20 protein-coding genes and 1 tRNA gene are annotated in these 22,542 nt (G+C 65.3%); 16 read left to right on the forward strand and 5 right to left on the reverse strand.

Going from position 1 to position 22,542, the window contains the following annotated elements; translation table 11 throughout:
* Positions 1 to 4: 4 nt before the first annotated feature.
* Together MTBLM5_RS01240 and MTBLM5_RS01245 are read right to left on the reverse strand one after the other, a co-directional pair.
* Entirely contained in the window at positions 5 to 229 is a 225-nt protein-coding gene (locus MTBLM5_RS01240) for an AlpA family transcriptional regulator (protein WP_173973982.1), read from the reverse strand.
* A 289-nt stretch (positions 230 to 518) separates the two neighbouring features.
* Positions 519 to 595, reverse strand: a tRNA-Met gene (locus MTBLM5_RS01245).
* A gap of 105 nt (positions 596 to 700) precedes the next feature.
* Here MTBLM5_RS01245 and msrA point away from each other — a divergent pair.
* A complete protein-coding gene (gene msrA, locus MTBLM5_RS01250) occupies positions 701 to 1,336 on the forward strand; it encodes a peptide-methionine (S)-S-oxide reductase MsrA (RefSeq protein WP_173973983.1) in 636 nt (211 codons plus the stop codon).
* Positions 1,337 to 1,400: 64 nt separating this feature from the next.
* Here msrA and MTBLM5_RS01255 read toward each other — a convergent pair whose 3' ends face one another.
* On the reverse strand, positions 1,401 to 1,754 hold the full coding sequence (locus MTBLM5_RS01255) for an Hpt domain-containing protein (protein ID WP_173973984.1): 354 nt from the start codon (positions 1,752 to 1,754) through the stop codon (positions 1,401 to 1,403).
* A gap of 146 nt (positions 1,755 to 1,900) precedes the next feature.
* On the opposite strand from MTBLM5_RS01255, the gene MTBLM5_RS01260 reads away from it, so the two are divergent.
* From MTBLM5_RS01260 to MTBLM5_RS01330, 15 genes are all read left to right on the forward strand, one after another.
* Positions 1,901 to 2,482 (forward strand): cytochrome c oxidase subunit 3 family protein, encoded by a 582-nt coding sequence (locus MTBLM5_RS01260; protein WP_173973985.1) that lies wholly within the window; start codon positions 1,901 to 1,903, stop codon positions 2,480 to 2,482.
* Entirely contained in the window at positions 2,482 to 2,793 is a 312-nt protein-coding gene (locus MTBLM5_RS01265; protein WP_173973986.1) for a cytochrome C oxidase subunit IV family protein, read from the forward strand. Before MTBLM5_RS01260 ends, MTBLM5_RS01265 begins: the two co-directional genes overlap by 1 nt.
* Before the next feature lie 80 nt (positions 2,794 to 2,873).
* Positions 2,874 to 4,043 (forward strand): patatin-like phospholipase family protein, encoded by a 1,170-nt coding sequence (locus MTBLM5_RS01270; protein WP_173973987.1) that lies wholly within the window; start codon positions 2,874 to 2,876, stop codon positions 4,041 to 4,043.
* Positions 4,044 to 4,185: 142 nt separating this feature from the next.
* Positions 4,186 to 5,886 (forward strand): methyl-accepting chemotaxis protein, encoded by a 1,701-nt coding sequence (locus MTBLM5_RS19085; RefSeq protein WP_173973988.1) that lies wholly within the window; start codon positions 4,186 to 4,188, stop codon positions 5,884 to 5,886.
* A gap of 38 nt (positions 5,887 to 5,924) precedes the next feature.
* Positions 5,925 to 6,380: a cache domain-containing protein gene (locus tag MTBLM5_RS01280; protein ID WP_254430851.1), complete on the forward strand. Its 456-nt coding sequence runs from the start codon at positions 5,925 to 5,927 to the stop codon at positions 6,378 to 6,380.
* Positions 6,381 to 6,770: 390 nt separating this feature from the next.
* Positions 6,771 to 7,862 (forward strand): ParA family protein, encoded by a 1,092-nt coding sequence (locus MTBLM5_RS01285; RefSeq protein ID WP_173973989.1) that lies wholly within the window; start codon positions 6,771 to 6,773, stop codon positions 7,860 to 7,862.
* 8 nt (positions 7,863 to 7,870) lie between these two features.
* On the forward strand, positions 7,871 to 8,368 hold the full coding sequence (locus tag MTBLM5_RS01290; protein ID WP_173973990.1) for a chemotaxis protein CheW: 498 nt from the start codon (positions 7,871 to 7,873) through the stop codon (positions 8,366 to 8,368).
* Complete coding sequence (locus MTBLM5_RS19090) at positions 8,365 to 9,783, forward strand: protein-glutamate O-methyltransferase CheR (RefSeq protein ID WP_305792037.1); 1,419 nt, start codon at positions 8,365 to 8,367, stop codon at positions 9,781 to 9,783. Before MTBLM5_RS01290 ends, MTBLM5_RS19090 begins: the two co-directional genes overlap by 4 nt.
* On the forward strand, positions 9,780 to 10,325 hold the full coding sequence (locus MTBLM5_RS01300; protein WP_173973991.1) for a chemotaxis protein CheW: 546 nt from the start codon (positions 9,780 to 9,782) through the stop codon (positions 10,323 to 10,325). Before MTBLM5_RS19090 ends, MTBLM5_RS01300 begins: the two co-directional genes overlap by 4 nt.
* 12 nt (positions 10,326 to 10,337) lie before the next feature.
* Positions 10,338 to 11,957: a methyl-accepting chemotaxis protein gene (locus MTBLM5_RS01305; RefSeq protein WP_173973992.1), complete on the forward strand. Its 1,620-nt coding sequence runs from the start codon at positions 10,338 to 10,340 to the stop codon at positions 11,955 to 11,957.
* Positions 11,954 to 14,251: a response regulator gene (locus tag MTBLM5_RS01310; RefSeq protein ID WP_173973993.1), complete on the forward strand. Its 2,298-nt coding sequence runs from the start codon at positions 11,954 to 11,956 to the stop codon at positions 14,249 to 14,251. Before MTBLM5_RS01305 ends, MTBLM5_RS01310 begins: the two co-directional genes overlap by 4 nt.
* Positions 14,248 to 15,303 carry a chemotaxis-specific protein-glutamate methyltransferase CheB gene (cheB, locus tag MTBLM5_RS01315; RefSeq protein ID WP_173973994.1) on the forward strand — a complete coding sequence of 352 codons (1,056 nt, stop codon included), beginning with the start codon at positions 14,248 to 14,250 and terminating at the stop codon, positions 15,301 to 15,303. Before MTBLM5_RS01310 ends, cheB begins: the two co-directional genes overlap by 4 nt.
* Entirely contained in the window at positions 15,300 to 17,006 is a 1,707-nt protein-coding gene (locus tag MTBLM5_RS01320; protein WP_173973995.1) for a response regulator, read from the forward strand. Before cheB ends, MTBLM5_RS01320 begins: the two co-directional genes overlap by 4 nt.
* A gap of 19 nt (positions 17,007 to 17,025) precedes the next feature.
* The gene (locus MTBLM5_RS01325; RefSeq protein WP_173973996.1) at positions 17,026 to 18,633 is read left to right on the forward strand and encodes an ATP-binding protein; all 1,608 of its coding nucleotides are present in this window, start codon (positions 17,026 to 17,028) and stop codon (positions 18,631 to 18,633) included.
* A 74-nt stretch (positions 18,634 to 18,707) separates the two neighbouring features.
* Entirely contained in the window at positions 18,708 to 19,124 is a 417-nt protein-coding gene (locus MTBLM5_RS01330; protein ID WP_173973997.1) for a hemerythrin family protein, read from the forward strand.
* Positions 19,125 to 19,136: 12 nt separating this feature from the next.
* Here the strand turns inward: MTBLM5_RS01330 and MTBLM5_RS01335 are convergent, their stop codons facing one another.
* Positions 19,137 to 20,720, reverse strand: a complete 1,584-nt coding sequence (locus tag MTBLM5_RS01335; protein ID WP_217424947.1) for an HlyD family type I secretion periplasmic adaptor subunit — start codon at positions 20,718 to 20,720, stop codon at positions 19,137 to 19,139.
* Entirely contained in the window at positions 20,717 to 22,516 is a 1,800-nt protein-coding gene (locus MTBLM5_RS01340; protein ID WP_173973998.1) for a peptidase domain-containing ABC transporter, read from the reverse strand. The genes MTBLM5_RS01335 and MTBLM5_RS01340 overlap by 4 nt, the downstream gene beginning before the upstream one ends.
* Positions 22,517 to 22,542 lie beyond the last annotated feature (26 nt).

Raw genomic sequence — 22,542 nt, forward strand, 5'->3', positions numbered from 1 at the left:
CCCGTCAAAAGGAAGGATCGTGAGAGGGTGTATCGCGTTCGGCGATACGCTCGCTCAGCCACGCATCCACCTCAGCCAACACCCATGCGACCCGACCCGGCCCGAGATTTACCCGCTTGGGAAATTTCCCCGCCGCTTCCAATCGCCCGATGTGCTGGGGCGTGTACGGGATGCCGCAGACGCTCTTCAGCTCCTTTTTCGACACGAGCCGCTTCTCGTACCGAAACATCGGATTTCTCCCTTTCGGGAGGCATCGCGATGCCTCGGTGAAAAGCTGCACCGGTAGGCATACCGAAGGTAGCATCAGCGTCCGTGTGAGTCGAGATGGGGGCGGATTGGGTGGTGGGGGTTATGAAAAATTCAGAGATCTTTTGGCATGTACCCCTGACTGATTTTGTGCCCCCGTTTGTGCCCCGGAAGCGTGGCAAGGGCTCGGAAAGGCTCCGGCAAGAATGCGCCCAGGCAACAAAAAACCCCGACAAGTCATCGACCTGTCAGGGTTTTTGTTTCGCGAAGGTTGGTAGCGGGAGAGGGACTTGAACCCCCGACCCCAGGATTATGATTCCCGTGCTCTAACCAGCTGAGCTACCCCGCCATATCCCGTGCGAGAGGCGCCGATATAAAGGCATCTCGCCCCCCTGTCAAGCGGCAAAGGAAACACCTATCTTTGGGACGGGAAGCAAAAGGAGCACAAGAGAAAATGGGCCTGTTCGGACCAAGCAAGATGCAGATGCCGACCCGCGACCAGGCGCTGGCCGGCCGGGACGAGGTGATGGCGGTCCCCGACCGGCATTTCGTGCTGGGTTCCCCCCTGGTGGCTCCGTTTCCGCCGGGCGCCGGGTTGGCGTGGTTCGGCCTGGGCTGCTTCTGGGGCGCCGAAAAACGGTTCTGGAGCCAGGATGGCGTGATCAGCACGGCGGTCGGCTATGGCGGCGGCTTCACCCCCAATCCCACCTACCAAGAGGTCTGCAGCGGCCGCACCGGCCATAACGAGCTGGTTCAGGTGGTGTTCGATCCCACCCGCATCACGTATCAGGACCTGCTGCGGCTGTTCTGGGAAAGCCACGATCCCACCCAGGGCATGCGCCAGGGCAACGATATCGGCACCCAATACCGCTCGGGCATCTATGTCGGATCGGCCCAACAGCGCGAGCTGGCCGAGGCCAGCCGGGCGGCCTATCAGGCTCGCCTCGATGCCGGGCGTCGCGGCGCCATCACCACCGAGATCGTCGATGCCGGCCCGTTCTATTACGCCGAAGCCTATCACCAGCAATATCTCGCCAAGAATCCCGGCGGCTATTGCGGGCTGGGGGGGACCGGGATCGCCTATGGCTAGTGGTCCGATCCAGACAGAAGGTTCATTTGCATGAACCGTCTGCCTGGTGAATCGGCCCACAAAATCAACGAAGCCCGAACCTGACGGACAGTGCGTCCAGGGCGGCGGCCAGCTCGCGGTCCAGCCGGGCGCCAAGGTCGCGGTCGATCATCGCCCGGGCCGGGTCGTGCTGGGCAAACTGGCACAATTGCGCCAGCCGGCAGCAGGCCAGGCTGGAAGCCATGCCTTTCAACCGGTGAGACGCGGCCCGCAATTCGGTGGCGTCGCCCTGTTGCCAGGCCGCCCGCATGGCGTCGGATTCCACACCGAAGGACTCGGGCGCCTTGGCGGCAAGGTCGGTCAAGGTGGCGGCACCGACCCACTCGGTCAGTTCACTCAAATAGGCGTGGTCAAGGACGTCCTCGCCCATTTCGGCCATGGTTCCCCCCCTGCCGTCCTCGGGACATCAGCCGATGGTGCGCCTAACCGCTTCGGCTGGCTACTCCCGGTTGGGCATATCAGCCATTCCTGATGCGCTTGACCGCAATCAATGGGTCGGGGATGGCCGTCTTCTAGGGTGGCGCCATGACCGACACCTCCTCTTCGCCCGACGCGGCGGCCCAGGAATGGGGCGCTTTGTCCAACCTGCCCGGCAATCCCATCATGTGGGTGCTGATCATCAGCGAGTTGCTGGTGTTCGGCGCCTTCTTCCTGGGTTTCGGCGCCGCTCGCATCCTGGATGTCGAGATGTTCCGCGCCGGCCAGGCGATGCTGGATCTGCGCCTGGGCGGGCTCAATACCCTGATCCTGGTCACCAGCGGCTGGCTGGCGGCCAAGGCGGTGCAGGCCGGGCACGCCGGCCAAGGGGCGGTGTCGCGCCGCTGGCTGCTGGCGGCGGGCGTGCTGGGGTTCGCCTTCCTGGCGGTCAAGGGCGTCGAATATGCCGACAAGGCGGCCCATGGAATCGACATCGAGACCAACACCTTCTTCACGCTGTTCTATCTGATGACCGGCTTCCACGCCCTGCATGTGGTGATGGGACTGGTGGTGCTGGCCATCGTCGGCTGGCGCAATTCGGTCGACAATCTGGAAACCGGGGCGGCCTTCTGGCACATGGTCGACCTGATCTGGCTGATCTTGTTCCCCATCGTTTATCTGGTGCGCTGATGACCAATGCCGAAAGCCAAGCCGAGTGGAGCCGCCGTCTGGTCCGCGCCTGGGCGCTGCTGGTCGGGCTGACCCTGGTGTCCTTGACCGCCGTGCTGGTCTTTGGCCACACCGAAGCCGGATTGGTGGCCGCCGCCATCGCCTTGGTGGCGTCTTACTTCAAGGCGCGTGCCGTGCTGGACCATTTCCTGGACCTGCGCCGGGCCGACAAGGGCTGGCGCGGCTTCTTTTCCGGCATGCTGATCGTCATCCTGGGTGGCCTGATGGTCACCTATCTGATCGCGGCTTGGGCTAGCCCAACGGGCATATGACCCCATACCCCTGCAGGCGTTGCGACTGAGCGTCGCGACGTCTACACTTCCAAGTAGAAGTGCACAGAGAGGGGTTTGTCATGAAGCGTGCGATTGCGTTGGCTGGCGGCGGTCCGGCGGTGGGAATCAGCCTCGGCGCGCTGAAGCGCCTGCACCAGGAGCCCGATATCCGCTTCGACGTGTGGACGCTGTCGTGCATCGGCGCCTGGCTGGGCATCGTGTGGAACCAGGCCGATATCGGCCACGAGGCCGAGGTCTCCGAGACATTCTTTCGCAAGATCTTCCGTCCCGACAATGTCTACGACCGTTTCCCGGTCGCCGCCGCCTTCGCGCCCGACTTCGAAGCCAGCCTGCGCAACTCGGTGTCGTTCATGCTCAATCCGGCCAGCTACCACAATCTGGTGGTGCCCGAGGCGATCCTTGAGGCCTGGCAGGAAATCCTGCGCTTCGCCGCGGACCCCCGCCAATGGTCGATGGCCAACGTCAACGCTTTGGTGTTGAACCAGATCCTGGCGGTCAATCCGTGGTCGCGCTTCCTGACCAGCCTGATCTACAAAAGCGAGACCAAGGGTCTGTCGCGCATCTATTACCCCGACAGCGCCTTCCTGGCCCAGATCGACTTTGGCCGCTTAAGCGAGCCGGGGCGGCCGACCATCTACCACAATGCCTACAACCTGACCGACGACCGGCTCGAGCTGTTTTCCAACCTCAATCCCAAATACCAGAAGATCCGGGCCGAAACCCTGTGCGCCTGCTCGGCGCTGCCCTATATCGAGGACCCGGTGACCATCGGCGACAAGACCTATTGCGAGGGCGCCACCGTCGATACCGTCAACTTCCAGGATCTGCTGACCAACCATCCCGACCTGGAAGAGGTGTGGGTCAGCCGCATCCTTGACATCAAGCAGGTCAGGAAGCCCGAGAATCTGTACGACGCCCTGAACAATCTGGTGATGCTGTTCGCCGCCACCACCAGCGAGGACGATGTCCGCCTGTTCAAGTCCCATGTCGAGAAGGATCGCCCCGACCTTAAGGTCATCGAGATCCCGGTGGCCTATAACGTCAATTACGACTGGTCGTGGTCGAATCTCGATCGCGGCATCGCCGAGGGCGCCGACGCCGCCGACCATGTGATCAAGGCCTATCGCGACGGCCGCAATCTGACCGCGACCGAGTCCGAACGCATCTCGCGCGAGGAGGCGCCCAAGCCCGAGGAAGCGCCGAAGCGCAAGCGCCCGGCCCTCGTGTGACGGTGGTATGTCGCGTTCCATAGGATCATTGGGGGTGGGGTGAATAACCTACATTCTTAAGGATAGCAAAGTCCCGCTTTGGTTTCGCCCAATGAGTCGGTAGAACTGTGCATACGAAGCGCGGCCAGCAGTGCGGGGGATTATGAGCGTATTCGACGACGTCCGGATTGGTGCCAAGATCGCGGTCATTCCGGTGGTGGCGACCCTGGGCATGGTGGTGATCGCCATTGTCGGCATGATGGGCCTGGCCAAACAGGAGCGTGCGCTCGACGATATCGCCGACATCGCCTTCGCCAAATCGGTCAAGACCGCCGAATTGTCCGGAATCATCCAGGCCGCCCATTCCGACCTGTACCGGTTGCTGACCTGGAACGCGGCCGGCGTCGATGCCAAGCAGATGGACAAGGTCGAAGACGCCTTCAAGGGCGCGGTCGCCACCGCCGAATCCTCGATCGCGGCCTATCGCAAGGGCTATGAATTGTCGGCCGAAGAGGCGCAGTTGCTGGGCAAGCTTGACAAGGCCCTGGCCCTTTATAAGGAAAACACCCATCACGTCTTGTCGATGCAGGCGCTGGACTTCACCGCCGCCGTGTCTTTCATGTGGACCGCCGAGGACAACTTCCTGGACCTGATGAAGGAAGCGCGCGGCATGATCGCGCTGGAAGGCCGGCTGGTCGAGGAATCCAAGGCCGCCGCCATGGAAGCCGCCGGGCGGACCCGCTCGCTGTTCATCGGCATCGCCATCGCCGCCATCGGTCTGCTGGTGGCGTTCTCGGTCTTCCTGGGCCGGGCCATCTCGTCGGCGGTCGGCGGCATGACCCGGGCGATGGACCAGCTGGCCCAAGGTGATCTGGGGGTGGCGATCCCCGCCATCGGCCGCAAGGACGAAATCGGCGCCATGGCCGCCGCCGTGCAGGTGTTCAAGGACAATGCCGTGCGGGTCAAGGCGTTGACCGCCGAACAAGAAGCGCTGCAGCGCGAGGCCGAGGAAAGCAAGCGGCGCACCATGGCCGAACTGGCCGCCGAGATCGAGAGCACCGTGCGCGGTGCCGTCGCCGCCGCCTCGTCGGCCGCCGACGCCATCCGCGGCGAGGCCGAGGTGCTGGCCGGCAATGCCGAGACCGCGTCCAGCCGCAGCGCCCAGGTGGCCGAATCCTCGCAAGCGGCCAGCGGCAACGTCGAAACCGTGGCCCAGGCCGCCGAGCGACTGGCCGGCGCCATCAACGAGATCAATCGCCAGGTCGCCCAATCCTCACGCGTGGCCGAGGACGCGGTCAGCGAGGCCGCCCGCACCGACGAGACGGTCAAGGGCCTGACCGCCGCCTCGCAGAAGATCGGCGAGGTGGTCAAGCTGATCAACGACATCGCCAGCCAGACCAACCTGTTGGCGCTGAACGCCACCATCGAGGCCGCCAGGGCCGGCGAAGCGGGCAAGGGCTTCGCTGTGGTCGCCCAAGAGGTCAAGAGCCTGGCCAATCAGACCGCGCGCGCCACCAACGAGATCGCCGGCGAGATCAGCGCCATGAAGGAAGCCACCGACGAAGCGGTACGCGCCATCGACGGCATCGTCGCCACCATCGGCCGGGTCAGCGAGGCCCTGGCCGCCATCGCCGGCGCGGTGGCCGAGCAGGGGCGCGCCACCGGCGAGATCAGCACCTCGGTCAGCGAGGCCGCCGACGGCACCCGCATCGTCAGCGACGGCATCGGCGAGGTCCGCCGCGTCGCCGAGGATGTCGGCGCCGCCGCCGCCAATGTCCATTCCACCACCGAGGGGCTGGTGGGCGAGTTCGCCCGCCTGCAATCCGAGGTCGACAGTCTGGTCCACCGTCTGCGGACGGCCTGATCTACCCGTTCACCCATTCACATCCATAGGGGGATATCGTGAAGAAGATTGTTGGGATTGCCGCAGCCCTTGGGCTGACCCTGGCCGCCGGTGCCGCCAAGGCCGACGAATGCGCCTCGGCCCAGATGTTGGTCGACAAGTCGATCGCGCACTACAAGGCCGCCGGCAAGGAAAAGTCGTTCGCCGACTTCATGAACAAGGACAACAAGGATTGGGTCAATGGCGAGCTGTACGTCATCGTCAGCACCATGGACGGCATCTTCAAGGTGCACGCCATCAATCCGAAGCTGATCGACAATCCGGCGCTGCCGGCGCTCAAGGACACCAACGGCGTGATGATCATTCAGGAAATGATCCGCGTCGGCAAGGAAACCCCCAACGGCGGTTGGGCCAAGTACACCTGGACCCACCCCGAGACCAAGAAACTGGCCCCCAAGCAAACTTGGGTCAAGGTCCACGATGCCCAGTTGTTCATGGCCGGCTGCTATCCGTAATCGCTGGTGTCCTGCCCCAGAAGTCCGCATGCGAACTTCTGGGATAAGCAGGCCACTAATTCATGGGGTTGTGTGGTGATTTCGCCATCATCATTCTGACGCGAACTTCAAAATCACCCCACCAGCCGATTTTCCCGGATAAAGGGCGTCGCCAGAGGTGTTCTGGCGGCGCCTTTATCTTTTGGTAATGGTTGGAATCGTATGCATTGTATGGGGTTTGATTAGGTCGACCGTCTCCAAACTTTTGCCGTATCCCATCGGATTTTCCCTTGCGGGGCGGCATGGTTGGTTGCTTCGGGCCGCAAGGACCGCGTAAGCTTGGGGGCTGCGCGGTTTTGGTGGGGCCCCTGGCGCCGGGGTGGCGGACGGGCGAGGGTGGTGTTGGACGGCATGAAACCGTACATCGTGGCCATATTCAATCAGAAGGGTGGCATCTCCAAGACCACCACCAGCACGAACCTTGCGGTTTGTCTGGCGGCGCATGGAAAGTCGGTGGTGGTCATCGACCTCGATTCCCAGGGCGATTCGACCAAAAGCCTGGGCATCGATCCCAATGTCCGCCAGGGCATCTATGATCTGTTCATCGGTGCCGCCAAGTTGGAAGACGTCATCTTGCCGACCCGTTTCGAGGGGCTGCGGGTGATCCCCTCGACCTATTCGCTGGCCGGCATCGAGATCAAGCTGTCCGAGCTGAAGGATTCGCAGCGCACGCTTTCCACCATCGTCAGCCATGCCTCGATCGATTGCGACTACATCATCATCGATTGCCCGCCGGCTTTGGGCATCTTGCCGATCAACGCCCTGGCCACCGCCGATGCGGTGATCATTCCGGTCACCGCCACGCCCTACGCCAATGACGGGCTGCTGCGCACGCTGCCATCGATCAAGTACGTGCAGGAAGGGCTGAACAAGGGGCTGCTGCTGCAAGGCGTTCTGTTCACCATCCACGATCGCCACAAGGCGGCGCGCAAGATCAGCGACCTGATCCGCGCCCGTTTGGGCGGCACGGTCTATGGGGCGGAAATCCCCCGCGACAACATGGTGATCGAGGCGGCGGCCTCGCGGCTGCCGGTGTGCGTCTATGCTCCGAAATCGGCGGCCGCTCAGGCCCACCTGGACTTCACCGTCGAGTTCCTGGAACGCCATCATAAGATCGCCGCCAAGGCCGGTCAGGAACTGGCGCCGTTTCCGGCCCGCCAGGCGGCGCTGGACCGCCTGCAGGGCTGGCGGAGCCTGCTGGCCGACCATCTGGCGGCGCCGGAACAGGGTGGACTGGCGCAGCAGACCTCGCGGCTGGACCGCATGCTGTATGGCGACCGCACCACCATCGAGCGCCTGCATCTGGCGCTGATCCATTTCTTCATCGACCATCGGGGCGTGCTGGCGGTGTTCTTGGCTCTGGTCGCGTTGGTCGGCCTGATGGTGATCGGCGCCGGAGTCGGAGGCGTGCGTTTGTTGGCCGACGCCTTCGGACTGTCTTAGGGGGGGTAATGAGCGACGACGCCCATTCGGTCGTGGTGTTCAACGTGTCGGATCAGCCCTTCGCGGCTTCCGTCGAATACGTCGCCGAAGTGGTGCCGATCCCGTGGCTGGCCAAGCCGCCGGGGATGCCATCGATCGTCCAGGGGATCTTGAATCTGGGTGGCGTCGCGGTGACGGTGCTGCGCGCCGATCTGCTGTTGGGGCTTGAACCGTTTTCGGTCGGCCTGGATTCCTCGATCCTGATCATGAAGGAGCGGGCCGTGCCGATGGGGCTGTTGGTCCAGCATGTCGATGGCGTCTATCCGCTGTCGGCCTGCCGGGTCTTGCCGATCGACGAGACCCGCACGTTCCAGGGCTGCGTCGAGGCGCAGCTGGAAATAGGCGAGCAAGCCATCCCCTTGCTGTCCTGGCCGAAAATCCTGCTGGAAGAGGAACGCCAGCGCGTCCTCGACTATCTTGGCCAAATGTCCAAGCGGCTCGACGACCTGGCGGAAGAGCTGTCGTGATCACCGAAGCCATGGCCGCCTTGCTGGCCGATCCCTTCTTCGCGCGGCTGAAATCGTTGGTGATCAATTCCACCGGCATGGCCTTCTATTCCGACAAGGACGAGGATTTGGCCCGCATCGCCGCCGACCGCATGGAAGCGTGCAAGCTGTCCGATTGCGCCAGCTATCTGACCCTGCTGGAGCGCGAGCCCGGCCATGGCGGCGAGATGGAGGCGCTGGTAGCCGAACTGACCATCGGCGAGACCTATTTCTTCCGTCACAAGGAACAGTTCGACGCGCTGCGCGACACTATCTTGCCCAACGTGATCGCCCGCAATCAGGCCTTCAAGCGCCTGCGCATCTGGAGCGCCGGATGCTCGATCGGCCCCGAGCCCTATACCCTGGCCATCATGCTCAAGCGCGAGTTCGGCCAGAAGCTGGCCGACTGGCACATCTCGATCATCGCCACCGATATCAACCAGAAATTCCTGGCCCGCGCCCGCGAGGCTCGCTATGACGAATGGGCCTTTCGCACCACGCCGGACGACATCCGCCGCGACTGCTTCGACAAGGTGGCCAAGCACTGGGTGCTGAAAAGCCAGTTCCGCTCGCTGGTGACCTTCCAGTACCACAACCTGACCCGCAACCGCTTCCCGTCGCTGGTCGACAATATCGCCGCCTTCGACATCATCATCTGCCGCAACGTCATCATCTATTTCAGCCCCGAGACGGTGGCCCAGCTGGTGCCCTGTTTCCGCGAATCGCTGATGGACGGCGGCTGGCTGATCATGGGCCACGCCGAGCCCAACATGGAACTGTTCCGCGACTTCCGCACCGTCAACGTGCCGGGCGCGGTGCTGTATCAGCGGGTCGATCGGCCCGAGACGGCCGAACCTGCGCAAATGGCGGTCGCGCCCCGGCCGTTGGCGCCGCCCCCGCCATCGCCCTGCCGGCCGGCAGCTCCGACTCCGGTCCGGCGTCCGTCGCCCGCGCGACAAAAGGCGGCGTTTGTGGCCCCCCGTCCGGTGGCTCCGCCGGCGGAAGGGGCGGCCAAGGTTCGCCGTCTGGCCGATTCCGGACAATGGAACGAGGCGCTGGCTTCGTGCGACGCGCTGCTGGCCGCCACCGGCCTGGATTGGCGCCTTCACCTGCTGCGCGCCCTGATCCTGGAACAGCTGGGCGATGGCGCCGGGTGCGAAACCGCTTTGCGTCGCGCCATCTATCTCGACCGCAAGGCGGTTCTGCCGCATTATCACCTGGGGCTGTTCCTGGCCCGGGGGGACGACAATAACGGCGCACGTCGATCGTTTCGCAACGTGCTGGCCTTGTTGGCTGATTTGCCGGACGACCACCCGATCGAGGACGGCGACGATTTGACCGCATCGCAACTGCGCGAGAGTGTCGAGATGCATCTTAAGCTGATCGGGTCGTCATGACCTTGGACGACGCGGCACTGGCACAAAAGATCTTGAAGCTGCGGGCCAAGCGGCTGGCCAGCCCGCGCGCCGAGGCCGAGCCGGCCCCTACCGGCCAGGCGGCCCTGTGCGTGCGGATCGGCGTCGAGATTTACGCCGTCGCGCTGGACGTGTTGACCGAAGTGCTGCCCTTGAAGCAGACCACGCCGGTCCCCGGCCAGTCGCGCCACCTGTTGGGGGTGACCAATGTGCGCGGCGAGATCAGGCCGGTGGTCAATCTGCATGACATGCTGGGCCTGCCCGATCCGGCGCCCGACGCGCCGATGTCGGTGATCTTCATCCGCGGCCCCGGGCGCGAGGTCGGCCTGCGCGTCGACGAGGTCCTGCGCATCCGCCTGTTCGACCCCGACCAGATGACCCTGCCGCACCAGGCCGGCAACGGCCTGCCGCAGCGCTTCATCGCCGGCATCACCGCCGACACCGTGATCTTGCTCGATTCGCACCAGATTCTGGCGCTCGACGCCCTGCGTCCGCGCCGCCCCGATTACACCTGCGCCACCTGAAGGAACGCTCTGATGAATTCTGGCAATTTCTCGCTGTGGAAAACCATTCGGCTCCGCCACAAATTCGTGGTGGTCGCCGTGATGTTCACCGGCGTCCTGGCCGGGCTGATCGGGCTTTCCGCCTATTCCATCGGCAACCAGCGCGATTTCGGCACCGTCACCGATTTGGCCGGGCGCCAGCGCATGCTGTCGCAGAAATACGCCAAGGAGGTGATCCTGGCGGCCCAGGGCATCGCCTCGGATCACGAAGGCACCATGCGGCTGATGCGCGAAAGCCTGGCGGCGCTGACCGATGGCGGTTCGGTTCTGATGAACCCGGAAAGCGGGCTGCGGGTGATGGTGGCCGGAGCCCGAAGCTCGGACACCAGGGCGCGGCTGACCGAACAATCGGCCTTGCTGCGCCAGTTCGAGACCGAGGCCGGTCGCTATCTGGCCCTGCCGCCCACCGATGCGCGCCGGATCGACAAGCTGAAAGAGGTCCTGGCGGTGCAGGTCCAGGTGCTGCAAAGCGCCGACCAGGCGGTCAAGCAATTCAGCCGCGATACCGACCAGCACATCACCGAATCCATCATCTGGCAGGTGATCGCCGGACTGGTGGCGGCCATGGGCGGTATCGGCATTTCCTGGCTGATCAGCCATCAGATGGTCGATCCGCTGGCCCGGTGCGCCGTCGCCGCCCTGGAAATCGCCAAGGGCAATCTGCGGATCGATCCGCAAAAGGTGACCTCGGGCGACGAGTTGGGCCAGTTGCAGGAATCCTTCAACGAGATGCTGTTCAGCCTGCGCGAGATCGCCCAGCAATCGCGGAGCGTCTGCGACAGCCTGACGCTGGCGGCGGCCCAGATCCTGACCTCGACCCAGGAACAGGCGGCCGGTACCAAGCAGCAGGCGGCGGCGGTGCAGGAAATCACCACCACCGTCGAGGAAATCAACCTGTCGTCCAAGCAGGTGGCCGAGCGCTCGCGCCAGGTGGCCGGCACGGCGGAAGCGGTGGCGGCATCCGGCACCGCCGGCTTGCAGGCGGTGCATGACGCCAGCGTAGGGATGGAAGCCATCCGCGAGCAGACCGAGACGGTGGCCGAGAACATCATCACCCTGTCCGAGCGGACCCAGGCGGTGGGCGAAATCATCGCCACCGTCAACGACATCGCCGAGCAATCCAACCTGGTGGCGCTGAACGCCGCCATCGAAGCCGCCGATGCCCGCGAATCCGGCCGCCGTTTCTCGGTGGTCGCCAACGAGATCAAGAATCTGGCCGACCAGGCCAAGGAAGCCACCGGCCAGGTGCGCGGCATCCTGGAACAGACCCAGAAGGGCATCAATACCTCGGTGATGCTGACGGAAGAGGCCTTGAAGCGCGTCGAATCCGGCCGCGAGCGGACCGACCTGTCGGAGCAGGTGATCCGCCAGATGGCCGCCAACATCCAAGACAGCGTGCATGCCTTCCAGCAGATCGTCGGCGCCACCAACCAGCAGCAGATCGGCCTGGAACAGGTGACCCAGGCGCTGCACGAGATCCGCCAGGCCAGCCAGCAGACCGCCACCACCACCGCGCATCTGGAACGCTCGTCGGTCGAGCTGACCAAGCTGGGTGAACAATTGGCCCGAACCCTGGAGAAATACCGGCTTTGATCGGCATCCGCGAACGATTGCTGGCCGCCTTCCAGGTCGAGTACCAAGAACACCTGGGGGTTATCCGCAAGCTCATCGTCGATCTGGCGATGCGCGCGGAGGGTGCTGGCTCGCCGCAATTGGACGAGATTTTCCGCCGTGCCCATTCGCTGAAGGGCGCGGCGCGTGCCGTCGACATGGCCCCGGTCGAGCAGATGGCCCACCGGCTGGAGACCCTGTTCACCCGGCTGCGGTCGGGGGCGGTGGTCATGGACCCGCCCTTGGCCGCCCGCATCGCCGATGCGCTGGATTCCGTCGAGGATTGGGTCACCGCCTTCGCCGGCGGCACCCAGCCGCCCGACATGGGGCCGGCCATCGGCGCGCTGGAAGCCCTGCTGTCGCTGTCCGACGATCCGCCGCCGCCGCCGCCGGCGGCACCCATGGTTCCCGCCGAGATCGAGGCCGCCGTCGCCGCGGCGGCCGTTCCTGAACCCGAAGCCCAGCCCGAACCGGTCAGCGCCCCCCAGCCGATCGCCGAGCCCGAGCCGCCGCGCGTCGCCGTCCAGGCCGAGGATACCGTGCGGGTGCGCGCCGTTCATCTCGACCGGTTGCTGCGCACCTCGAACGAATTGCTGACCGAAAGCATGAACCAGCGCACGGTCACCGAATCCCTGCAAGACGTCGATCGCCGCCTGACCGAGATGGACAAGGAATGGCGCCGTCTGCGCAAGTTCGCCGCCGGCATGGCCCGCGACCTGGGCGATCGCGATCGCGCCCAGGCCTGGGACCGCCAGGCCGAGGCGTGGGAACAGGAATTGCGCGTCGTCGCCCGCGAGGCGCGCCGTTCGCGCCGGCTGCAGCAACGGAACGGCTGGGCCACCCGCCAGTTGGGCACCGAGTTGCAGCAAGAGGTCCGCGACGCCCGCATGGTGCCGGCCGACAGCGTGTTCGCCGGCTTTCGCAAGATGGTGCGCGATTTGGCCCGCGATGCCGGCCAGCAGGTCGATGTCCAGGTGCACGGACTGGATGTCGAAGCCGACCGCATGGTGCTGCAGGGTCTGAAGGACCCGGTGATGCACCTGTTGCGCAACTCGCTGGCACACGGGGTGGAAAGCCCGGCCGAGCGTGTCGCCGCCGGCAAGCCGCCGGCTGCCATCGTCGGCCTGTCCTTTTCGGTCAGCGACGGCCGCCTGGCGGTGGTGGTCGAGGATGACGGCCGCGGCATCAGTTACGGGTCCATTCGGGCCAAGGCGGTCGGGCAGGGGATGTTCACGGTGGAGGAAGCGGCCGACCTGCCGCGCCAGGCCCTGATCGACCTGATCTTCGATCCCGGCTTTTCCACCTCGCGCGATGTCAACGACCTGTCGGGGCGCGGCATGGGGCTGTCGGTGGTGCGCGAGACCGCCACCATGATGAACGGCACCGTGCAGGTGTCCGAGCGCCAGCCCACGGGCACGCGCTTTCGACTGTCGGTGCCGTTGTCGGTCTCGACCCAGCGTCTGTTCCTGGTGGCCTGCCAGGGCTATACCTACGCCCTGCCGACCGAGGGCATCGACCGGCTGCACCGGGTAGCCTCGGAAAGCGTCGGCACCGTCGAGGGCAAGTCGGTGGTCTTCTTAAGCGGGCAGCAATTGCCGCTGCTGTCCCTGGCCCATCTTCTGGCCCTGGGCGAGACGGCGGTGACGGTCAGCCGCAACGTCGTGCCGCTGGTGGTGTTGAAGCATGGCGAGCGCCGCGTCGCCGTCGCCGTCGATGATTTCCTGTCGATTCGCGAGGCGATGGTCCGTGACATCGGCGTGCCGGCGGCCATCGGCACCATGGTCGCGGGCGGCATGCTGCTGGAAGACGGGGCGGTCGCCCTGGTGCTCAATCCGTTCGAGATCGTCGAGACCTTCCGCAAATCCGGCACCACCCGCGTCCTGACCACCGTCGAAAAGCCGCCCGAGGCGCGCACCCCGGTCATCCTGGTGGTCGATGATTCGCTGACCACCCGCACCCTGGAAAAAAGCATCCTGGAAGCGCACGGCTATATCGTCCGCCTGGCGGTCGATGGGCTGGAAGCCCTGGGCAAGGTTCGGGCCGAGCACGTCGATCTGGTCATTTCCGACATCCAGATGCCGCGCCTGGACGGTTTCGGCCTGCTGCAGGCCTTGAAGGCCGATCCGGTGCTCAAGAAAATTCCGTTGATCCTGGTGTCGTCGTTGGAAGCGCGCGAAGATCGCGAGCGCGGACTGGCGCTGGGCGCCGACGCTTATGTCGTCAAACGCAAATTCGACCAGAGGGAACTCCTCGACACGATCGGGCAGATTTTATGAAGAAGATCAAGGTTCTCATCGTCGAAGATTCGTTGGTCGTCCGCGAATTGCTCAAGCACATCATCGGCTCGGACAGCCGCTTCGACCTGGTTGCCGCCGTCGAAAGCGCCGAGGAGGGCCTGGGACTGCTGGACAGCCTGCAGCCCGACGTCATCTCGCTGGATATCCGCCTGCCCGGCATGAACGGCCTGGATGCCACCTTGCAGATCATGGCGCGCCGGCCGACCCCCATCGTGGTGGTCGCCGCCAATGTCGATGATGACGAACTGAACATCGCCATGAACGCCCTGCGCGCCGGCGCCCTGGCGGTGGTGGAAAAGCCGGTCGGCGTCACCAACGTCGCCTTCGAGGGCATGGCCAGCCGCCTGTGCACGCAGCTGGCGATCATGAGCCAGGTCCGGGTGGTCCGGCAGGGCATCAATCGCGGCCTGTCGTTCGGCACCGCCGAGCCGGTCGAGGTGCGCCCGCGCCGCCCGGCCGACGGCTACGCCATGGTCGGCATCGTGTCGTCCACCGGCGGGCCGCAGGCCCTGACCCAGGTGCTGGGCGGCATGGGGCCGGGCTTTCCGCTGCCGGTGCTGCTGGTCCAGCACATCACCGCCAGCTTCCTGGAAGGGTTCGTGTCGTGGCTGGCCGGCGTCACCCCGTTCGCCGTCAAGATCGCCGCCGCCGGCGAGGTGCCGGCCCCCGGCACCGTCTATGTGCCGCCGGTCGATCGTCACATGGTGCTGAAGGATGGCCGCCTGGCGCTGGTCGATGATCCGCCGGTGCAAAGCCAGCGTCCGTCGGGCTCGGTGCTGCTGGCCTCGATGGCCCGCGACCTGGGCCGGCGCGCCATCGGCGTGGTGCTGACCGGCATGGGCAGCGACGGCGCCGACGGCATGGCGGCGCTGCACAAGGCCGGCGCCCACACCATTGCCGAACATGAAAGCACCTGCGTCGTCTATGGCATGCCGGCCGCCGCCGCCAAGCTGGGCGCGGTCAAGGAAATGCTGCCTCTGCCCGACATCGGGCCTCGTCTGATTCGCCTGGTGAGCGGAGAGAAGTCATGAGCCATCCTTCCAACGGCGAATTGATTTTGGTGGTCGAGGATTCGGCGACCCAGGCGCTGCGTCTGCAGCTGGTGCTGGAAAATGCCGGCTTCTCCAGCGTCTGCGCCTATTCCGGCGAGGAAGCGCTGGAAGAGATGAACCGGCTGCTGCCCAGCCTGATCATCGTCGATTATCACCTGCCCGGCATCCAGGGCGACGAATTGTGCCGCCAGATCCACATGAATCTGGGCACGCGCTCGATTCCGATCCTGATGCTGACCGCCGACGAGACCCAGACCACCGAGCTGCACGGCCTGGAATCCGGCGCCGACGATTTCGTGTCGAAGTCCGAAGACACCGAAATCCTGCTGCTGCGTGTCCACAATCTGCTGCGCCGTTCGGTTCGCGACTTCACCGTGCCCGACGCCGCCCGCTCGATGTTCCGTCGCGCCCGCGTGCTGATCGTCGATGACAGCAACACCTATCGGGAAAGCCTGGCCGCCGAGCTGCGCGACGAGGGCTGCGAGGTCACCCTGGCCGGCAGCGCCGCCGACGGATTGCGTCACCTGGACGAGGTGGATTTCGATTGCGTGATGGTCGACATGGTGATGCCGGAAATGGACGGCATCGCCTTTTGCCAGCAACTGACCAAGCAGCGGACCGACGTCGAATCGCCCCTGGTGGTGTTGATGCTGTCGGCCTACGAGAACAAGGAAAACGTCGCCCGCGCCCTGGAAGCCGGCGCCGACGATTTCGTCGGCAAATCGACCGAGATGAGCGTGCTGCGCGCCCGCCTGCGCGCCCTGTTGCGCCGCAAGTTCCTGTTGGAACAGAACCAACGGATCATCGAGGAATTCCGCCTGCGCGAGATGGAAGCGCTGCGCGCCACCGCCGAGAAAGACGCGATGGAAGCCCGCGCCGCCCTGGCGGAAGGGCTGGCCAAGGCCAATGCCGAGCTGGAAGAGGCCAATCGCAAATTGCGCGAGACCCAGGTCCATCTGATCCAGTCGGAAAAGATGGCGTCGCTGGGCCAGTTGGTCGCCGGCATCGCCCACGAGATCAACAATCCGCTGTCGTTCGCCTTGTCCAACGTCTTCTCGATCGAGAACTGGCTGACCACGGTGCTGGGCGAGGCGGCCGATTCGTTGCCCGAAGCGGCACGCGGCCGGCTGGAAAAGGCCCGCTCGCGCATCGTCGATACCGGCCAGGGTCTGGAGCGGGTGCGCGAACTGGTGGTCAAGCTTCGCACCTTCTCGCGTCTGGACGAGGGCGAGTTCAAGACCATCGACGTCCGCGAGGCGCTGGAATCGGTGCTGCTGTTCCTGCGCCACAAGATGAGCAACCGCATCGAACTGGTCCGCGATTACGGCCCCGAGGCCGACCTGGCCTGCTTCGCCGGTCAGTTGAACCAAGTGGTGATGAACATCATCGCCAACGCCGTCGATGCCATCCCCGACCAGGGAATCATCACCGTCGGCACCGCCATCGAGGACGACATGTTCGTCATCGAGGTCAAGGACAATGGCTGCGGCATTCCGGCGGAAAACCTGGAACGGATTTACGATCCCTTCTTCACCACCAAGCCGGTCGGGCAAGGCACCGGGCTGGGGCTGGCGATTTCCTACAAGATCGTTCAGGCCCACAAGGGGCGGATCGAGGTGGAAAGCGAGGTCGGCAGCGGGACCAAGGTTCGGGTGTTGATTCCGCGCAACCTGACAGCCTGACGAAATAGGAGAGGGATCGATGGTCGAGCACGGACACAAGGAATGCGTTCTCGTCGTCGATGACGAACCGCAGATCCTGACGGCGATCACCGACCTGCTGGAAGACGAGTTCACCGTTTTCACCGCCGAGACCGGCGCGCGGGCACTGGAAATCCTGGCCGCCCAAGAGATGGCCGTGGTGCTGTCGGACCAGCGCATGCCCGGCATGACCGGCGCCGAACTGTTAAGCCATGTGCGCGAGGCCTCGGACGCCACCCGCGTCCTGGTGACCGGCTATTCCGATCTGGACGCCTTGGTCAAGGCGGTCAATCTGGGCCAGATTCACGCCTATCTGTCCAAGCCCTGGAACCCGCTGGAGCTGAAAGTGGTGGTGCGTACCGCCGCCGACCGCTGGCGCCTGGGCCGCAAGCTGGAACACGAACGCAATCTGCTGCGCTCGCTGATGAACAGCATCCCCGACGCCATCTTCTTCAAGGATGCCGATCTGCGCTTCACCCAGCTCAACCCGATCCAGGCGGCGCTGATCGGGGTGGCCGGCGAAGCCCAGGCGGTCGGCCGGACCCTGTCGGAGCTGGTCCCGGGGGCCGCCGCCGCCGCCCTGGAAGCGGCCGAACGCCAGCTGCTGGCCGAGGGCGGTACCAGCATCGACGACATCGTCGGCGTCACCGATGGTTCCGGCAACCAGGCCTGGTACTCCCATACCAAGGTGCCGCTGCACGAAAACGGCACCATCGTCGGTCTGGTCGGCATCGCCCGCGATGTCACCAAGCGCAAGCAGGCCGAGGATTATCTGCGCCACGCCCACGACCAGCTGCAAAAGGCGGTGGACGAGCGCACCATCGACCTGCAAGACGAGGTCAAGCGCCGCACCGAGGCCGAGCGCGAAGCCCGCGCCGCCCGCGACGTCGCCGAAGCGGCCAGCCGCGCCAAGACCATCTTCCTGGCCAACATGAGCCACGAATTGCGCACGCCCTTGAACGCCATCATCGGCTTCGCCGAATTGGCCGAAACCATGATGAACCCGTCCGAGTTGGAAAAGTATGGCGGCTTCATGTCCAATGTCACCGAATCGGCGCATCATCTGCTGCGGGTGATCAACGACATCCTGGACGTTTCTCGGGTCGAGGTCGGCAAGGTGACCTTGCGCGAGGTCGAAGTGGATATCGGCGAGGTGATCGGCTCGGCCATCCGGCTGATCGGCCATGTCGCCTCGGCCAAGCGCCAGTCGGTGACCAGCTCGGTTCCCGACGGCTTCCCCATGGTGTTGGCCGACGAGCGGCTGCTGAAGCAGATCCTGCTGAACCTGGCGTCCAATGCCGCCAAGTTCACGCCCGTCGGCGGCCATTTTTCGGTGGAAGCGACGCTGATCGACAATCAGGTGACGGTGCTGGTCAAGGATGATGGCGTCGGCATCGCCGCCGACGATATCTTGACCGTGCTGCAGCCGTTCGGCCAGGTCGAGAACAAGATGGCCCCCAAGCAGGAAGGTACCGGCCTGGGCCTGCCGCTGTCGAAGGGCTTCATGGAGCTGCATGGCGGCACGTTGTCGGTCGAATCGGTGGTCGATAAGGGGACCACCGTCACCCTGACCTTTCCGGCACACCGCACCATACCAAGGATGGGGTAAGTACGCACAGGCACCGTCGCCATATCCCTTTGACGCATGTGCGATAGGCACAAACTTCGCGTTCTGGAGGGGACATGTTGATCGTCTGGAGCCAAGGGTTCGATATCGGCCATGCCGATATCGACGACGACCACCGCGTCGTGGTCGACATCATCAACAACCTGAACGATTCCCATGGCGACGCCGCCCTGGTCAGCTGGGCGCTGTCGGGCCTGGACCGCTATGTAAGGCGGCATTTCGCCCGCGAGGAGGCCTTGATGCGGGCCGGCCAATACCCGGACCTCGAGGCCCATATCGCCCTGCACGGTGAATTCCGCCGGCAGATCATCGAGCTCAGGGATCGCTGGGAGCACAAGCGCGTCCCGGTGATCGAGGCGGAAACCCTGCTGATCCTGGCCCATTGGTGGATGACCCACATCCGCCACGAGGACCCCAAATATGTGCCGTGGGTGATCGCGCCGGTGTCGGTCAGGCAGCAGGACGCGGCCTAGGCCAAGGATGGTCTAACGCTCGCGGAAGGCTTCGTGGCGCAGCTTCAGGACCGGCTTGATCAAATATTCCATCACCGTGCGGGTGCCGGTGTGGATATCGACGGTGGCCTGCATGCCGGCGGTGATCGAGCGCTTCGAGCCCTCGTCGCCGAGATAGGCCTTTTCGGTCTGAACCACCACCCGGTAGAAGGCCTGATTGTCCTGGCCGACGGTGGTGTCGGGGGCGACCATGATGACCTTGCCTTCCAGCCCGCCATAGGTGGTGTAGTCATAGGCGGTCAGCTTGACCATCGCCGGCTGGCCGACCTGAACATAGCCGCGATCCATCGGATTCAGCCGGACATCGATCTGCAGGCGTTCGTGCAGCGGCACGATTTCCATGATCGGGTCGCCGGCCCGGACCACGCCGCCGATGGTGTTGGCCCGCAAATTCTTGACGATGCCGTCGATCGGACTGGTCAGCAGGGTGCGCCGCTGCTGATCCGACGCCTGGCTCAGCAATTCGCGGGTGCGCGCCAGGTTCAGCTCGGCCTCGCCCAGTTCGCCCTGGGCCTGGCGGATGAACTTGGCCTGCTCCTCCTCGATGCGACCCTTGGCCTCGGCCAGGGCGGCCTGGGCGCGGGGGATCGAGGCGCGCAAGGTTTCAAGCACGCCCTCTTGCTCCTCGACCTGGCCCTGCAGGGCGACGTGGTCCATGCGTGAGGTCAGTCCCGATTTGATCAATTCGGTCGACATCGCCAGGCGCTCGCGCACCAGCCGCAGGTTGGACAGCACGGCGCGCTGGCGGGCGTCGAGTTCCTGGACCTCGCCATGCTTGCCGCGCACCTGGTCCTGCATCACCGACAAGGTGGCCTTCAAGGCCTGGCGCCGGCTGTCGAAAATGCGCTTTTCCGATTCCACCAAGGTCGGCTGCCGGGCGGCTTCGGCCGCGGGGAAGTCGATGATGTCCTTGCCGGCCAGTTCGGCCTGCAGGCGCGCGCGCTGCAGCACCAGGCCGTCCAGGCGCACCTGCAGTTCCTCGCGGTTCATCGACGACGCCGACAATTCCAGCTGCATCAAGGGCGTGCCCTCTTTGACCTCGGCGCCGTCGGACACCAAGATCTCGCGCACGACGCCGCCTTCCAGGTGCTGGATCACCTTGACCTTGCCCTCGGGGACCACGTCGCCCTGGGCGACCGATACCTCGTCCAGGCGGGCGAACATCGCCCACACCACCGACAAGGCCGTCGCTCCCATGACGAAGCGCGACAAGGTGGTCCAGGTCGGCAGCGGGTAGGATTGCCCCAGGGTCCACAGGCGGCCGCCTTGCGGGTTGGCCGGCTCGTGCTTGCGCGGGATGGCCGATTGCGGCCCGATCCAGCGCAGGAAGGCGCCGATCCGCGCCAAGGCAAGGGCCAGCGGCGGCGGCGGCGCGGCGGGGTCCGAGGCGACCAGCAGGCCGCGCAATCGCGCCATCACCAGATTGGCCCATGCGGCCGGCCCGGTCGGACGGGGCGCGGGGGCGGGGTCGGGCAGCCCAAGCTGGCCCAGGGCCAAGCCGGCCATGTCGGGCGGCGGCTGGGGGGCTGCGGGCGGAAGGGGCGGCGCCTCGGTCATGGCGTCACCGAGCCCTGCAATTGCGGCGGCATGGCCGGCATCGGAGCCGACGGGGCCGCCGGAGCCCCGGGGGTCCCGGGCGCCTGGGTGCGCGGGCGTGCCCCCAAGATCTCGGGCAGGACCTTGGCGGCCGGTCCGGCGGCGGCCAGATGGCCGCGATCGATCACCACCACGTCGCGGCAGGCCGGCAGCAGCACCGGCGAGTGGGTGACGATGATGATGGTGCGTTCCTTGGCCAGCTCCATCAGTGTCGCGCGCAGGGCTTCCTCGGCCTGGCGGTCCAGGCTGGCCGACGGCTCGTCCAGCACCAGCACCGGCGGGTTTCCGACCAGGGCACGGGCGATGGCGATACGCTGGCGCTGGCCGGCCGACAGGCGCGAGCCGGCCTCGCCGATCTGGGTGGCGTATCCTTCGGGAAGGTCAGCGATGGCCTGGTGCACGCCGGCCGCCTTGGCGGCGTCCAGGATGGCGTCGTCGTCGGCGCCGGGTGCGCCATAGGCGATGTTGTCGCGGACCGTGGTGGCGAACAGCAGGGTTTCTTGCGGGACATAGCCCATCCAGCCGGCCAGCTCGGCGCGGGTGAACTGGGCGATGTCGGATTCGTCGAGCAGGATGCGGCCCCTGGACGGGCTGTAAAGGCCCAGCAGCAGCTTCAAAAGGGTGGTCTTGCCGCAGCCGTTGCGGCCCAGGATCGCGGTGATGCCGCCCGGCAGGATCTGCAGGCGCTCGATCTCCAGCGTCGGCTCCTTGGCCTTTTCGTCATAGGCGAAGGTCACCTGCTCGACGGTCAGCAGACCCTTGGGGCGCTCGCGGCGGATGGCGCTGGTGGTGCGTTCCTCGGTCTCCGAGAATACCGCGCTCAGGCGATCGACCGACTGGCGGAACGACCCGAAGGTGCGCCAGGCCCCGACCAATTGATTGATCGGGCCGTAAAGGCGCGACGACAGCATGTTGCAGGCCACCAGGGCGCCCATGCTGAGCTCCTGGTTGATGATGAACACCGCGCCGACCGAGGTCAGCGCCGCGCTGGCCAGCGTGGTCAGGCCGGTGCCCAGATTGACATAGCCGTCGCCGATGGCGCCGCGCTCGATGGAATGCTCGATGGCCCCGGCCTGGCGTTCCTCCCACAATGGCCGCAGCGCCCGGTCCAGCGACACCGCCTTGACGGTGCCGCGCCCGGCGATGATCTCGGCCACCAGGGCGTCGCGCGACTGGGTGACGTTCTTCTCGCGCTGGGACGATTCGGCCAGGCTTTTGCCCGAGCGCCAGGCCAGCACCACGAAGGCTACGAACATCGCCAGGAACACCATGGCCAGCGGCTTACCGATCATGAAGATGACGACCAGGAAGATCAGCACATAGGGCAGGTCGGCCATCAGCACGGCGGTTCCGCCCGACAGCGTGTTGCGGATGGTATCGACGTCGCGGAACAATTGCTGCCAATAGGAACCCGGCCGGGATTCCAGCGTCCTGAGCGGCAGGCGGATCAGCTTGTCGAACAGGCGCGTGCCGATCTCGACATCGATCCGCAAGGCGACGGTCTGCATCACGCGGCCGCGCGACTGGCGCAGGATGTAGTCGAAGGCCAGCACCAGGAAGACGCCGATGACCATGCCCTTCAAGGTCTCGAGCGCCGAGTGGCCGATGACGCGGTCATAGACCTGCATCACGAAGATCGGGACCGCCAGGGCCAGGATATTGATGAAGGCCGAGGTGGCCAGCATCTCGCGGACCACCGGGCGCAAGGGCTCGATGATGTCGATCAGCCAGGCATTTTTCGATGGTGCGTCGCTCATGCCCAGACTCTTGCCCGAGGTTGCGC

It is taken from the genome of Magnetospirillum sp. LM-5 (assembly GCF_902729445.1).
Classification (GTDB): Bacteria; Pseudomonadota; Alphaproteobacteria; order Rhodospirillales; family Magnetospirillaceae; genus Magnetospirillum.

Bases quoted from the DNA above. Each gene is read 5' to 3' on its own strand.
- MTBLM5_RS01285 (WP_173973989.1), top strand. From the start codon at position 6,771: ATGAAACCGTACATCGTGGCCATATTCAATCAGAAGGGTGGCATCTCC.
- MTBLM5_RS01265 (WP_173973986.1), top strand. From the start codon at position 2,482: ATGACCAATGCCGAAAGCCAAGCCGAGTGGAGCCGCCGTCTGGTCCGC.
- MTBLM5_RS01335 (WP_217424947.1), bottom strand. From the start codon at position 20,720: ATGACCGAGGCGCCGCCCCTTCCGCCCGCAGCCCCCCAGCCGCCGCCC.
- cheB (WP_173973994.1), top strand. From the start codon at position 14,248: ATGAAGAAGATCAAGGTTCTCATCGTCGAAGATTCGTTGGTCGTCCGC.
- MTBLM5_RS01340 (WP_173973998.1), bottom strand. From the start codon at position 22,516: ATGAGCGACGCACCATCGAAAAATGCCTGGCTGATCGACATCATCGAG.
- MTBLM5_RS01260 (WP_173973985.1), top strand. From the start codon at position 1,901: ATGACCGACACCTCCTCTTCGCCCGACGCGGCGGCCCAGGAATGGGGC.
- MTBLM5_RS01300 (WP_173973991.1), top strand. From the start codon at position 9,780: ATGACCTTGGACGACGCGGCACTGGCACAAAAGATCTTGAAGCTGCGG.
- MTBLM5_RS01330 (WP_173973997.1), top strand. From the start codon at position 18,708: ATGTTGATCGTCTGGAGCCAAGGGTTCGATATCGGCCATGCCGATATC.
- MTBLM5_RS01325 (WP_173973996.1), top strand. From the start codon at position 17,026: ATGGTCGAGCACGGACACAAGGAATGCGTTCTCGTCGTCGATGACGAA.
- MTBLM5_RS01290 (WP_173973990.1), top strand. From the start codon at position 7,871: ATGAGCGACGACGCCCATTCGGTCGTGGTGTTCAACGTGTCGGATCAG.
- MTBLM5_RS19085 (WP_173973988.1), top strand. From the start codon at position 4,186: ATGAGCGTATTCGACGACGTCCGGATTGGTGCCAAGATCGCGGTCATT.
- MTBLM5_RS01240 (WP_173973982.1), bottom strand. From the start codon at position 229: ATGTTTCGGTACGAGAAGCGGCTCGTGTCGAAAAAGGAGCTGAAGAGC.
- MTBLM5_RS01255 (WP_173973984.1), bottom strand. From the start codon at position 1,754: ATGGCCGAAATGGGCGAGGACGTCCTTGACCACGCCTATTTGAGTGAA.
- msrA (WP_173973983.1), top strand. From the start codon at position 701: ATGGGCCTGTTCGGACCAAGCAAGATGCAGATGCCGACCCGCGACCAG.
- MTBLM5_RS01305 (WP_173973992.1), top strand. From the start codon at position 10,338: ATGAATTCTGGCAATTTCTCGCTGTGGAAAACCATTCGGCTCCGCCAC.
- MTBLM5_RS01320 (WP_173973995.1), top strand. From the start codon at position 15,300: ATGAGCCATCCTTCCAACGGCGAATTGATTTTGGTGGTCGAGGATTCG.
- MTBLM5_RS01270 (WP_173973987.1), top strand. From the start codon at position 2,874: ATGAAGCGTGCGATTGCGTTGGCTGGCGGCGGTCCGGCGGTGGGAATC.